At 37.9% G+C, this 13,959-nt stretch carries 14 protein-coding genes; 3 read left to right on the forward strand and 11 right to left on the reverse strand.

The window, feature by feature from the left end; all coding sequences use genetic code 11:
* Positions 1 to 86 precede the first annotated feature (86 nt).
* Genes OR571_RS22925 through OR571_RS08720 form a run of 3 tightly spaced genes read left to right on the forward strand, consistent with a single transcriptional unit; the run spans position 87 to position 2,488 of the window.
* Complete coding sequence (locus OR571_RS22925) at positions 87 to 782, forward strand: YceG family protein (protein ID WP_481900383.1); 696 nt, start codon at positions 87 to 89, stop codon at positions 780 to 782.
* An 18-nt stretch (positions 783 to 800) separates the two neighbouring features.
* Entirely contained in the window at positions 801 to 1,877 is a 1,077-nt protein-coding gene (locus OR571_RS08715; RefSeq protein ID WP_282242429.1) for a toxic anion resistance protein, read from the forward strand.
* Positions 1,878 to 1,909: 32 nt separating this feature from the next.
* Entirely contained in the window at positions 1,910 to 2,488 is a 579-nt protein-coding gene (locus OR571_RS08720) for a TerD family protein (protein ID WP_282242430.1), read from the forward strand.
* A 62-nt stretch (positions 2,489 to 2,550) separates the two neighbouring features.
* Here the strand turns inward: OR571_RS08720 and OR571_RS08725 are convergent, their stop codons facing one another.
* The 11 genes from OR571_RS08725 to OR571_RS08775 all read right to left on the reverse strand — a co-directional run bounded on the left by OR571_RS08725 (position 2,551) and on the right by OR571_RS08775 (position 13,950).
* A complete protein-coding gene (locus tag OR571_RS08725; RefSeq protein ID WP_282242431.1) occupies positions 2,551 to 2,742 on the reverse strand; it encodes a hypothetical protein in 192 nt (63 codons plus the stop codon).
* 58 nt (positions 2,743 to 2,800) lie between these two features.
* Positions 2,801 to 3,988, reverse strand: coding sequence for an MFS transporter (locus OR571_RS08730; RefSeq protein WP_282242432.1), 1,188 nt, complete (start codon positions 3,986 to 3,988; stop codon positions 2,801 to 2,803).
* A 35-nt stretch (positions 3,989 to 4,023) separates the two neighbouring features.
* The gene (locus tag OR571_RS08735; protein WP_282242433.1) at positions 4,024 to 4,737 is read right to left on the reverse strand and encodes a Type 1 glutamine amidotransferase-like domain-containing protein; all 714 of its coding nucleotides are present in this window, start codon (positions 4,735 to 4,737) and stop codon (positions 4,024 to 4,026) included.
* 976 nt (positions 4,738 to 5,713) lie between these two features.
* Positions 5,714 to 6,811: an ABC transporter ATP-binding protein gene (locus tag OR571_RS08740; protein ID WP_282242434.1), complete on the reverse strand. Its 1,098-nt coding sequence runs from the start codon at positions 6,809 to 6,811 to the stop codon at positions 5,714 to 5,716.
* 283 nt (positions 6,812 to 7,094) lie between these two features.
* Complete coding sequence (gene nagB, locus OR571_RS08745) at positions 7,095 to 7,802, reverse strand: glucosamine-6-phosphate deaminase (RefSeq protein ID WP_282243133.1); 708 nt, start codon at positions 7,800 to 7,802, stop codon at positions 7,095 to 7,097.
* Positions 7,803 to 7,812: 10 nt separating this feature from the next.
* Positions 7,813 to 8,979 (reverse strand): N-acetylglucosamine-6-phosphate deacetylase, encoded by a 1,167-nt coding sequence (nagA, locus tag OR571_RS08750; protein WP_282242435.1) that lies wholly within the window; start codon positions 8,977 to 8,979, stop codon positions 7,813 to 7,815.
* Between the two features lie 28 nt (positions 8,980 to 9,007).
* Positions 9,008 to 9,886 carry a MurR/RpiR family transcriptional regulator gene (locus OR571_RS08755; protein ID WP_282242436.1) on the reverse strand — a complete coding sequence of 293 codons (879 nt, stop codon included), beginning with the start codon at positions 9,884 to 9,886 and terminating at the stop codon, positions 9,008 to 9,010.
* A gap of 40 nt (positions 9,887 to 9,926) precedes the next feature.
* Positions 9,927 to 10,886 carry a GNAT family N-acetyltransferase gene (locus OR571_RS08760; RefSeq protein ID WP_282242437.1) on the reverse strand — a complete coding sequence of 320 codons (960 nt, stop codon included), beginning with the start codon at positions 10,884 to 10,886 and terminating at the stop codon, positions 9,927 to 9,929.
* Between the two features lie 5 nt (positions 10,887 to 10,891).
* Entirely contained in the window at positions 10,892 to 11,806 is a 915-nt protein-coding gene (gene murQ / locus OR571_RS08765; protein ID WP_282242438.1) for an N-acetylmuramic acid 6-phosphate etherase, read from the reverse strand.
* Positions 11,807 to 11,818: 12 nt separating this feature from the next.
* On the reverse strand, positions 11,819 to 12,982 hold the full coding sequence (locus OR571_RS08770; protein WP_282242439.1) for an exo-beta-N-acetylmuramidase NamZ family protein: 1,164 nt from the start codon (positions 12,980 to 12,982) through the stop codon (positions 11,819 to 11,821).
* A complete protein-coding gene (locus tag OR571_RS08775; RefSeq protein WP_282242440.1) occupies positions 12,979 to 13,950 on the reverse strand; it encodes a carbohydrate ABC transporter permease in 972 nt (323 codons plus the stop codon). The genes OR571_RS08770 and OR571_RS08775 overlap by 4 nt, the downstream gene beginning before the upstream one ends.
* Positions 13,951 to 13,959 lie beyond the last annotated feature (9 nt).

Below are 13,959 nucleotides of genomic sequence, written 5' to 3' on the forward strand. Positions count from 1 at the left end.
CATTCCAATTCAAGTCTTTTTCTACGAATTCTATTCGGTTAAAAACGACGGAAGATGAAGTATTTTTAATCGCAAAAGAAAGAGCGATGATTCGCCCATATTTTGAGGTAAGCAATAAGCAAGTAACTATCCCTGTTGTGTTTGCTAAAATGATGGGAATTGATAAAAATCGAAAGCGCTTCTGGAACAATGTGCATTCTTTAACTGAACGTGAGGATACACATGTCATTCGACATTTCCCTTTCACAAAGGAGCAAAAAACAAATCAGCTTTTTCATTATCGAGATGCATTAGGAGCAAATGGAATACTAGATGCCGAAAAGATGAAATCTGCCAATTGGTGGACATATGGAAAATTACCCACAGGAACACAAACTGTCATTGGAGAAGCGATAGCTAAACATGCAGAAGATCCAATTTTACTTCCTCAAGGAAAAGAATCAACGGAAGATCTTCAGCTATATGCATTTGCACAATCGATGGTATTACCAGACTTTGTGATTCGTCTTTTACAAACTTTTGACTATCCACAATTTGTCCCCACCATTTTTCTTTATAATGAGGAAAATGGTCCAGAGTTAAGTAGAGCAGACGCTAATGCATTGTGTATGATGCATTTACTAGGACTAGATGTTATCATTGTTAACCCCAAAGGTCATTTGGACATTGAAAAATGGGTACAAGAAGGCACATTCGACTTACATTGGATGGATGATCGAAGTTTTAATGAACCATTTAAAAATCCAAGTGTCGTACAAAAAATCTTTAAAAAATTTCGATAGTATGAGGGGGAATAGAAAATGGAACTAGAAAAGCTAGAAATAGACCAACAAGAAAAGCTTTTAGAAGAAAGTAACGATTTAAAAGCACAACTAAAGCGAGATCCTCAAGTGTTACAGCTAGTAGCTAGAATAGATCCTAAAAACCAAGTGGAACTTCTAGAATTTGGTCGTGAGCCAGCAAATGAAATATCCACGTTTACAAGCAAAATTTTAAACACGATCAAATCGAGCAGCATGGAAGAATCAAGCGAACTTTTAAAACAGCTTGGTAAAATCATGGATAAATTCGACAAAAAAGATTTCGTTGAAAAGCCTTCATTCCTCGGTAAAATATTCAAACAAGGTGAAAAGCTTATCGAAAAGTTATTCAACAAATACCAAACAATGGGCAGTGAAATCGATAAAGTATATGTTGAAATAACAAAATATGAAAAAGAGATGAAAAATTCAACAGCTACATTAGAAGAGCTGTATGATAAAAACTTTAACTACTTTATGGAACTAGAAAAGTATATTGTTGCAGGTGAACTCAAAGTAAACCAGCTAAGACAACTTGTTCCTAATTTACAACAAAAAGCAGAATCCGGTGATCAGCTTGTATTAATGGAGCTAAATAGCCTACAAAACGCAATCGAGCTACTCGACCAACGCATATACGATTTAGAAATGGCTAAACAAGTTTCCTATCAATCGGCTCCACAAATTAGAATGCTACAACGAGGCAATACAAAGTTAATCGGTAAGATAAACTCTGCATTTGTCACGACTATTCCAATTTTTAAAACCGGACTAATCAATGCCATTTCTGCTAAGAGACAAAACCTTGTGGCACAATCGATGAGTGAATTAGACCGTAGAACAAATGAAATGCTTCTTCGGAATGCCAATGACATTTCGAAACAAAGTGTAGATATCGCTCGAATGTCCGGCCAACCGAGCATTAAAATTGAAACGATTGAACAAACATGGGATACAATTATGCGTGGAATGAATGAAACAAAGGCAATTGAAGAAGAAAACCGCAAAATGAGGGAACAAGGACGTCTTCGACTAGAAGAGCTACAAAAGAAATACGAGGACGGACAAAGAAAATAATTATTTTTAACAATGGATGAGGAGGAAACAGAATGTCAGTTATCAACCTTTCAAAGGGGCAAAAAATTGATTTAACGAAAACGAATCCAGGATTGAAAAATGTCTTAGTCGGATTAGGCTGGGATACGAATAGGTATAGTGGTGGGAATGACTTTGACTTAGACGCTTCCGCATTTATCGTAGATGGAAATGGGAAAGCATTTAATGAAAAAAGCTTTATCTTTTATAATAATCTTCAAAGTGAAGATGGCTCAGTTATCCACACTGGGGATAACCGTACTGGAGTCGGTGACGGAGATGATGAACAATTACTCATCAAATTACCACTTGTTCCAAGCGTTGTACAAAAAGTCGTTTTTACGGTTACTATTCACGATGCAGAATTACGTAAACAAAACTTTGGTCAAGTTTCCAATGCGTTTATCCGAATTGTCAATGAAGATACAAATGAAGAAATCGTCCGTTATGATTTAGGTGAAGACTTTTCCATTGAAACAGCACTTGTAGTTGGAGAAATTTACCGACATAATAACGAATGGAAGTTCAATGCAATAGGTAGCGGCTTCCAAGGCGGATTAGCTGCATTAATTACCGAATTTGGACTAAACTAAAGCGAAAACGTTTTGAGGCTATCCCCAATGTCAATAATGACTTGTGGATAGCCCCTTTTTACTTAACCTTTATCTTTGTACATTTTATCCGCTATACCCTCTTTACGTTGGTTCGGCGTCATTGGCTCTTGCTTTGGTAGTAAGCTATCAAATTCAGCCTCAATCGAAATTTCTTCTTTCATATTTTTGCTTTTAATGTCTGGATTTAACGAATTCGTGTATTTACTTGCTTTTTTATAATTTTCAAAAGACATGTCTACATCACCCTTTCATCTCATTCGTGCCTTTTTAATATGGCTAGTAAACCTGTTTTCATTCATGCACTAAAAATCGACGAAGGAAGCGTGAAAGTAACATCGCCACTAGAAGAAAAAAAGCGATCAAACTTACAACTCCAGCCCAACCAAAGTTGGACCAAAAAATACCACCCACAGTACCACCAATACTCGACCCGACATAATAAAAGAATAAATAAAGCGATGAACCTTGTGCTTTATCATGATCAGCTCGATGACTTACCCATCCACTCGCAATCGAATGAGTACCAAAAAAACCAAAAGTAAATATGGTAATGCCAACAATCTTTAATGCTAGATGAATATCAAGCGTGATAAGACTACCAGCAAACATGATGACAATCCCTGAAATCAAAACTTTTTGGCGGCCAAAACGATCAGCAAGGCTACCAAACCATGTAGAACTGAACGTTCCAACCAAATAAATGATAAAAATCCAACCGACAATGGTTGTACTCAACGAATAGGGAGGATTAAGTAATTTAAAACTAATATAATTATACAAAGAAACAAAACCGGCCATTAATGTAAAGCCTATACCAAAAAGACATAGCATTGCCGGATCTTTTAAATGAGCCATTAGCGATTTTGCCAAAGCCTTCACCTGTAACTTTCGCGGTTCAAAATGTTTAGAAATAGGCAAGGCTGCAACAAAGTAAATACTAATCGCAATACTAAGTAACCCAAGAAAAATCATTCCAATTTTCCAGCTAAACAAATCTGTCATCGTTCCCATAATAATTCGTCCTGCTAATCCACCAACCGAATTCCCACTTATATAAAGTCCCATAGCAACTCCAAGGCTTTTTGGCTCCACCTCTTCACCCAAATACGCCATCGCAATAGCCGGAAGACCTGCAAACGCAATTCCCTGAATGATTCGCAAAGCAAGCAGAAGTTCAAAACTGGGTGAAAAAGCAATTGCTAACGTTAAGACAGATGCCGAAATAATAGAAATCGTCATCAATCTTTTACGTCCCCATGCCTCTGAGAGAGATCCAAATATGACGAGACTAATCGCTAATGCAAAAGTTGCAAAAGACAAGGATAAACTCGCTACTGCCGGTGAAATATGATATTCCTTTGAAAACTCTGGTAGCACTGCTTGCGTACTATATAAATTAGCAAACGTTATAAACCCCGCAGCAAATAAAGCCAAATTCGTCTTTTTAAATTCTTTTGTTCCTCTTTGTATATAATTCATTTCTAAAAAATCGCCTCTTTATCGAAAACTACCCATTACATTTTATTATCACCATTTATTTCTTCTTTGCCTAAATACATTGTGGATAACTTTGTTTCTAAGCCCTTATCCACATAATATCCGTGTGCTTGTGGACGAGAGCTCACAACCTTGGACAACTTTTCATCTGTAAAATGTAGAGCAACTCCATCATCGGCAGCGTATCCCGCCCCAATAATGTCTTGTCCTATAAACTTTTGATACATAGGACGTCTATCTGCCTCACCATCATAATGGGGACAATTGCTCCCGCTTATTAAACCAAGACATGAAATAGGCTCAAGTTCATCTCCATAAGAGTCCGTCACCCCTTCTTCAAACCAGCAAAGCGATCCAGCACTAATACCTGATAAAATTGTTCCATTGTTATAAGCTTCTCGAATAGCTTTATCAAGCTCCCACTCTTTCCAAAGAACCATTAGGTTTTTGGTGTTTCCTCCACCTACATATAAGATGTCTTGTTCCATGATGAATTTCTTAATATCACGCGTAGAAGGTTTAAATAAAGAGAAATGCGTCGGTTCACATTCTTCTTGTCGAAAAAACTGATAAAACTTGTCTATATAACTATCTGCATCCCCACTTGCCGTTCCAATAAAACAAATTTTCGGTCTCTTTTTCGTGGATTGCTGCAAAATATATCGATCTAATAACGGGTTTTCCGGTTCCATTGAAAAACCGCCGCCCCCCATTGCAATAATTTGTCTCATTTCTTTATCCTCCTTTTAATATTGACATGGAAACAAGTTCCTTTATTGTTCCTATAATAACACGAAAAAAGAGCTATCACTAGAAAGCTAAAGCGCTTATCGCATGCCCAGAGGAACGATCATATGGATTAACGCACCTAATAGGGAAACTGCGCGGTAAGTTGCTCTATTAGGTGTCCACTATGATTTTCGCTGCAGGGCGGACGCTTTCCGCGGGCATGGCTTCAGCCTCCTCGGAGCTCTCGCTCCTGCGGGGTCTTCAGCTCACGCTATTCCCGCCGGAGTCGCCGCCAACAGTGAAAATCAATGGTAATTTCTTTTAATTGATAATCGACTTGCTAAAAACAAAATCATCAACATTTTTTCGATATTTAAATCCAATAAATGGCTAAGGGCAACCAAACAGCTGTCGAAAGCAACCGGATCTAGTCTGAGAGCAATTAATTTTCCTAAAACAAGTTAACTTGGATTAAGACGGCAATAATAACAGATTATTAACTAGGATTACTTTTCCAAAAGCTTCCGTTTGCTCGGCTTTGTCACGTTCCTAGTATCTATTGTAGGGTTACACCATTTATTGGCATTTGATAGTTGAAAAATCTTTGAAGAGGTTTCATTTGTTAAACAGTGACGGCTATTAGATGGCGTTATACTTCATAGATTGTAGCGGAAGGGCGTCGACTCCAACCGGAATAGCTTGAGTTGAAGACCCTGGACTGAGCGTAGCGAAGGAAGCGGCTGAAGCCAAGCCGGTGGAAAGCGTACGCCCTGTAGCGGAAATCTTAGCGGACTCTTCATTCAATGCACTACCGCGCAGTTTCCCTATATCATAGTTAAAACATGCCATTCTTTATGCTACTTGAAAAAGTTATCCACATGTCTACATTTTTTATAGTTACCTAACCAATAAAATAAACCACTCTTCCAAAAATAGAAGAGTGGCTCTTGTCATAATGATACATTGTGCGGCAACCGTTTATACAATCCGATTCTCTGTATTTGCATCGAAGAAATGCGCTTTCTCCATGTCGAAAGCTAATGAAATAGTATCTAATGGTTGAATTGTTGAGTTTGACTCAATTCTAGCGATAAATTCTGATCCGTTTAACGTTGAGTAAAGGTAAGTTTCTGCACCCATTAACTCGGCAACATCAATTGTAGCTTGAAATGTAGAATGGACATGTGCGCTAATATCTTTAGTGTCTGTATAAATATCCTCAGGTCTAATCCCTAAAATTATTTCTTTTCCAAAATAGCCTTTTTCTTTTAGGAGTCCCTGTTTGTTTTCAGGAACACGTATTTTTATATCTCCTAATAGTAAGCCATCAGCAGTCAACATTCCTTTAAAGAAGTTCATAGCAGGTGAACCGATAAACCCTCCTACAAATACGTTTACAGGTAGATCGTATACCTCTTTTGGAGTTCCTACTTGTTGAATAATACCATCTTTCATCACTACAAGTCGTGTAGCCATCGTCATTGCTTCCGTCTGATCATGAGTCACGTAAATGGTTGTCGTTTGTAATCGACGATGCAATTTTTGAATTTCTGTTCGCATTTGAACTCGCAATTTTGCATCCAAGTTGGATAATGGTTCATCCATCAAGAAAATTTTCGCATCTCGCACGATAGCACGACCTAATGCAACACGTTGTCGTTGTCCTCCGGATAAAGCTTTTGGTTTTCGATTTAAATACTCTTCTAAGCCTAATATGTTGGCCGCTTGTTGTACTCGTTCGTCAATTTGTTTCTTCGGTACTTTACGAAGTTTTAAGCTAAATGCCATATTTTCATAAACAGTCATGTGTGGATATAACGCATAGTTTTGAAAAACCATGGCAATGTCACGATTTTTAGGAGCGACATCATTCATTCGTCTTCCATCAATTTCAAAGTCCCCTGCTGAAATATCCTCTAGGCCTGCAATCATCCTTAGTGTAGTGGATTTCCCACAACCAGATGGCCCAACAAATACGATGAACTCTTTATCTTGGATATGTAAGTTAAAATCTTTTACCGCTAAGACACCTTTTTCGTATTCCTTTGTTAGATTAGTTAATTTTAACTCTGCCATACGACTTTTCCTCCCAAACTGTTATTAACTTTTTATCCCGCATTAACGGACTGTAAAACTCCCACTTCAAGATTTAAGAAAAGCGAAAAGATAAGTGGGAGATCAACTGCCCGTAAAAGCCCGATGAAATGATCCCAGACTAAGTACGCAACATCGTGTTGCTCCTGCGCAAAGCTCGTCGCAAAATAAAAGAGCGTTTGCAACGTCTGTGTGACCCACATCGTGTGGGTCACAACTAACAATCAGTGGAGGATGAAGACCCCCCACTGATTGAAGTTTCACTTTATCTACCATAAATTATTGTTACGTTTGGATGTTCCTTTAATCGACTTGCCGGGAAATCTTCTGATATGCCTTCTTGTTTTAATCGTTCTATCGCTCTCATCTTCTGTTCACCAAAAGCAAGTAGTATAATTTCCTTTGCTTGCATTATCGTTTCTATTCCCATAGAAATTGCATATTCCGGGACCTCCTGCTTAGAAGGGAAATATATCGAATTTGCTGCCCTCGTATCATCTGCTAATGTTACTACATGCGTTTTTGATTGAAACGAAGTACCTGGTTCATTGAAACCAATATGACCATTCACACCAATTCCAAGTAGCTGTAAGTCAATACCTCCGCTTTGTAGAATTAATTGTTCGTAACGAACACATTCTTCCTGCAAGTTTGGAGCTAATCCGTTTGGTATATGAATATCATTCTTCTCTATATCAACCTGACTAAATAAGTGTTCTTCCATGTAACTGTGATAACTAGTCACATCAGCTGGAGATACTCCAACATACTCATCTAAGTTAAATGTCTTCACTTGAGAAAATGAAAAAACCCTTTGCTTATATCTCTTCACGAGCTCTTCATAAAGTCCTATAGGACTACCACCGGTTGCTAATCCGAGCACACTATCTGGTTTCTGTAATAGTTGCTGTTCAAAGCAATCTGCGGCCTTTAAACTCATTTCTTGGTAAGTGTCTACTTCAATCCAGCGTATTTTCTTCGAACTAATCATGAGAATAACTTAGCCTACCTTTGCAAAAAGTGTAACGTACGTCAAATTCTTTACTAAGTAATACAATATCCGCATCTTTCCCAACCGTTAGGCTGCCTTTTCTGTCGTAAACTCCTAGCCTTTTAGCTGCATTCATCGATGTCATTTTTGCTAAATCCAAAACAGGAATTTCGGTCAGACTTTGTATTTTTTTTAGTGCATCATTCATTTTCAGCACACTTCCTGCTAGTGTTCCATTTTCTAAAGTTGCTTTGGATCCAATCACTTGTACTTTTTGGTCCGCTAACATGTAATTGCCTGACGGTAAGCCTTTAGCACGCATTGAATCAGTGATGAGTATTAAACGATCTGATCCGATTACTTGAACAATTAGCTTTAACATGTCATCGGATAAATGAATTCCATCAGCGATTACTTCACAAAATAATTGGTTATTCAAAAAACCTGCACCTACAACCCCAATTTCTCTATGGTGCAAGCCAGTCATGGCATTAGTGAAATGAGTTAAATGCGTTAATCCATGTCGAGTAGCTTCCGTAATATCTGCAAATGTTCCTGTTGTATGACCTGCTGAAGAGATTACCTCTTTTTTTGTAAGAAATTGAATCATTTCAAAGTTGGAATCTAACTCTGGTGCTAACGTTACTATTTTTAAATAGTTCAACTGTTCACCAAACCACTCTTTGACTAATTCAATAGAAGGCTTACGTATATGCTGTAACGGTTGTGCTCCTGATTGGTCTGGATGAATAAATGGACCTTCTAAATGGAATCCCAACATTTCAGCACCTTCATATTCCTCAAGCCCTGACAGAAAGCGGGAATTCACTTCCACACATTTCTGAATTTGTTGAGGAGAGTGTGTAAGGGTCGTCGCTAAAAACGAGGTCGTCCCTTCTTGAGGTAAGTATGCCGCAATTTCCTTTGTTGCTTGTTCCTCGCCATCCATAAAATCAGCACCTACTGCCCCATGAATATGAATGTCTATAAAACCGGGAAGTGCTAAGAACCCTTTACCATCGAACCGGGTTGCAATATTATTTTCTATGGACTGTTCAGAAATTAGCGCAATTTTTCCTTCTTGTATTAATATTTCTCCCCATTTCACTTGCCCATCTTCTAAACATATTCGGATATTGTGAAGGATATAATCAGACATTTTATGCACCCTCTTATTTTTAGAAACGTTATTTTTTCTTCTTTCGAAAGGTTTGATTTTGGATATCCTCAATTGCTTCTCTTGTAGAATCAAGATAAGTTATGGTTGTATCAAATTGTTTGGAAGCTACAGACATAAATAATATGTCCATCACATGTAATTGCGCCAATCTTGAAGAGGTCGCGCCACTTCGGAAATTGGCCTCTCTTGTTGGAGAGGTATATAGCTGGATATCTGATATTTGGGAAATAGGAGATTGACCGTACTTAGTTAAACTAATAGTCGTAGCTCCCTTCTCATTTGCTAATTCTAATATTTTCTCCACTTCGAACGTGTTTCCTGAGAATGAAATACCAAATACAACATCTTCTTTACTGGTGTTCGCAACAATCGTAGCTCCCATATGTAAATCTGTACTAACCGTTGATGCTTTATGAATACGTAAAAACTTCTGTTGAGCATCTATTGCGGAAATACCGGAAGCACCTACTCCAAAAAAATGGATGTTGTTAGCCTTTACAATTGCTTTTACAGCTAATTCTAACTGCTGACTGTCAATTAACTCTGCAGTTTCTAGTAATGTTTGGACTGCTTGTTCGGTCACCTTTTGTATCGTGATAGATACTGGCTCATTTGGTTTAATATCGCGGTCAATCGTTTCAACTTTACGGCCTAAGTCTCCATTTATCCGAAGCTTTAACTCTTGAAATCCTTTTAGTTTCAAAGATTTACATAATCTCGTTACCGCCGCTCCACTTGTTTGACTCAGTTCTCCTAGTTCGGACACCGTCATCCCTACTGTCTTTTCAGGATTTTCTAAAATATAGTCCGCAATTTTTTGCTCAGACGGTGGAAGCGTCTCTCGCATTTCACTTAATAAAACTAATCCTCCGCTCGCAATTCCCATCCAATCAATCCTTCTACCTATATTTCAATAGTTACAGTATTTATTCTTGTTGTCCATTTGTCAGTTCTTTTACCATGACATGGAACTTTCTAAAGGTTTGGAAACCATTTTTTAGATAAAGATGTCCTGCAGCACTCGTTTCACTCGTCCATAAAAACCATGCCCCAAGAATGGTTTGTTCTCTCATTGCTTGTAATGTCTCATGTAAAAGAATTTTTCCTAAGCCTTTACCTTGCTCATTTTCATCCACACCAAACGGTCCAAATCTCTCTCGAATCCCTTCATAGCCTCCGTAGAGGGCAAATCCAACTATATTATTATGCTTTTTTGCTACTAGAATTTGCGATGGATCCATTCCTTGTAATATACCCTCGCGGATCGCTCTTCCCCAATCAGGATTAAAATGGATATTCGCAAATTGGATTAATGCATATAAATCTCCGTCTTGAACTCGTCCAAAGGAGTACCCTTCCTGTTCACGTTGCTTTTTTAATTCCAGAACGTTTAATGGATATTCATAATTTGTTAATACACGATGCATAGCTACAGGAGAATATACTCTTTTAAACTTTTCTTTTCTTAAAAAAGCATAGCCACTTGAATATCGTTCTTCATCGATACCTGGTAAAAAGTAGTTGGGAGCATACGATGAAAAGAAAACCTTTTCTGCCCCTTGATCTTTAATATATTGACATGCTCGTTCTACCAATTTATGCCCGATTCCTTTTCTTTCATAACCTGCTTCCACCATGAAAAATGTAATCCATCCTGTATCTGATTCCAAATTCGTTCCTTCCATCGGCAGCTTCCTTGTTATCGCTAATATCGCTCCTACTATTCTTTCTTCTTGAACTGCTACAATCAATCCATTTGGATCAAAGTTTGCATCTAGTAATACTTGCTTCCGAAATCGTGATGCATTAATCGGATCGCGATTTAAAACTTTGTTCCACAATTCAATGATTCCTATTTCATCCCCGCTTCGAAATGATCGGTACATATCGTTCACCCCTCTTTTATAGAAGCTAATTTTACCGCGTCTCTTACAAATCCTCCTGTTTCTGAAATAAGCTTTTTTGCTTTAGCTTTATCTACACCTGTTAAAATAATGACAATTGCTAGTTTTACGTCATAAGCAGTTTCTTCAAGGATATGTTCTGCTTCCTCATCTGAAACACCTGTACTGTAACAAACCATTTTTTTAGCACGTTCTCTAAGCTTGAAATTGCTAGCATTCAAATCTACCATTAAATTTTTATATACTTTTCCAGTCTTAACCATAGCTGTAGTGGATATCATATTTAAAATCATTTTGTGAGCAGTGGCTGCGCGCAAACGTGTCGATCCTGTCAGTACTTCGGGACCTGTTACAACCTCAATATTAATAGAAGCAAATTCACTTATCGTCGAGTTATTATTACTTGAAAGACTCACAGTTGTTGCTTTACAGGAATTTGCATATATTAATGCACCTTTCACGTAAGGAGTTCGACCGCTTGCAGCTATTCCTATAACCACATCATTTTCGCTCACATTTAGTTTTTGCAAATCTTCTGCACCGAGCAATTCATCATCTTCTGCTCCTTCTACCGCTGTGAACATAGCTCCTTCTCCACCCGCTAAAACAGCTTTCACCTTATTTGGAGAAGTACTGAAAGTCGGAGGGCATTCTACTGCATCTAAGACACCAATTCTACCACTTGTTCCAGCTCCGATATAAATGAGACTACCTCCACTTTCAAAAGCTTTTACTACTTTTTTAACGGTTTCCTCAATTTGTGGAATCACTCTCTGAACTGCTTGGGGAATTGATTGATCCTCCTTGTTCATGAGTTCTAAGATTTCTTTTATATTCATCTCATCTAAGTGATGCGACTTCGGGTTAAACTCTTCAGTTGTTAGAAGTGATATATTGTTCATCGCTCTTCCTTCCTATCTATATCGTAAGTATGGTCGTCTATTTTCTATGAATTTATCACTGTCTAATTGACATGTTAATAGAAATTTATCTGTTTGATTTGTTACCAATCCTTTTCGTAAACTATCGCTGCCAGCTAGCAAATCGAACATGGGATGCTTTAAGTTGTCGTATTCTAGAAACTTTAATTCGTCCGGATACATTTTAGCAATTACCCTTAACACTTGGGCAATAGTAGATAATGGTTTAAACAATGTTCGATTGGTGATATGTAGCTGAATACCTTCACAACTTTTGCCTTCGTACTTTTGATACGTAGGGTTGAATGAGATTTCTCTAGCGGTTACCCCCTCCATCCCCAAAGCATTGATCTCATCCTGTAAATAGACTCCGTTTATAAATGGAGCACCAATAATTTCAAATGGTTGTGTGGTGCCGCGGCCTTCAGATAAATTAGTTCCTTCTATTAAGCAGGTGCCTGGATACAACAGCATCATATCTAAATTCGTTGTATTAGGCGAAGGTGGGATCCATGGCAATTGTATATCGGTTATATAACAATCTCTTACCCAGCCTTCCATTTCTACGACAGTCAAATCACAGTGTATGGAAAACTCTTCATTGAAATAGGTCGCCAATTCGCCGACAGTCATACCATGACGATTGGGTATTGGGTACAAACCGACAAATGATTTGAAATCATCCTCCAATAAATTACCCTCCACCGCAGATCCTCCAATTGGATTCGGACGATCTAATATAATAACCTTCTTCCCAATTTTGGCACATGCCTGCATCATGTAAACAAGTGAATATAAATAGGTGTAGTATCTCGAACCAATGTCCTGAATATCAAAAACTACTACGTCTACTTGTTCCATCATAATAGGCGTTGGCTTCTTAGATTGACCATACAGGCTAAATACTGTTATACCTGTTTCTTCATGGACCATATGAGAAAATCTTTCGCCTTCCTTCACAGCTGTTTTCAATCCATGCTCAGGAGCAAACAGTGTGGTTAAGTGAATGTCCGGATGTTGGTGAAATAAACGAATAGTAGATATTAACTTGGCATTAGCACCGGTTTGATTGGTTAAAAGCCCTACTCTTTTTCCCTTTAATACACTTACATGCTTTTCCATAAAAACATCTATACCCAATTTAACGTTATGTTTCATTCTTTTACTCCGCCTATCGTTAACCCCTTTACGAAGTAACGTTGGAATAAAATAAATACAATAATCATTGGAATAGCTGCAACCGTTGCGCCACTCATCAACAATTTAAAACTAGCTAAGTTGGCATCTTGTAATGTTTTTAATCCTACAGGCAATGTATATAACTCAGCACTATTCAAGACGATAATCGGCCATAAAAATGAGTTCCAAACATTCATGAAGGTAAAAATACCCAGAGCAGCCAGTCCTGGCTTTGCAAGAGGTAAAACGACAGTCCAGAACGTCCTCCACTCACTCGCCCCGTCCATTCTCGCCGCTTCGAGTAACTCGTCCGGGATAGAATACATAAATTGTCTCATTAAGAACACACCGAACACCATCGATAAATCAGGTAAAATGAGCGCCCAATGTGTATCCATCAGTTCCAAATCACGAATCATCATGAAAAGCGGTACGAGTGTCACTTGTCCTGGAATCATCATCGTAGAAATAATAATCCAAAAAATTAAATTTCTACCTGGAAATTTCTTTTTAGCTAATACGTAACCCGCCATCGAATCTATTAATAAGATTCCGAACGTAACAACCACTGAAATATACAAGCTATTAAAAAACCACTTTCCAATATCATGCTTTTGAAAGAGACTCTTAAAGCTTGAGAATGTATTGTCAACAATATGCTCCATCATCTCGCGGTGATATTTCTCATCTTCTATATTGTCTGCTTTTTTTGCTTCTCTAGCTCCAGACCAATGCTCAAAATATAAAGGAATTCCCATAGGATACATTTTTGGTGGATTTGCATCTACATAAGATATAGGGCGTTCCATATCTTTTGATTGATAGCTACTTAGCTGTAGTGATGTAGAGAATACCCAATAAAGTGGAAGTAGTGAAACAACCGCAAATATCGTTAATAGTACATAAATAATTAGTTTATTTAATCCGTTAAACGAATTTTTTTTCATAGTCGTTCC

This window comes from Psychrobacillus sp. NEAU-3TGS (assembly GCF_029955155.1).
GTDB lineage: Bacteria > Bacillota > Bacilli > Bacillales_A > Planococcaceae > Psychrobacillus.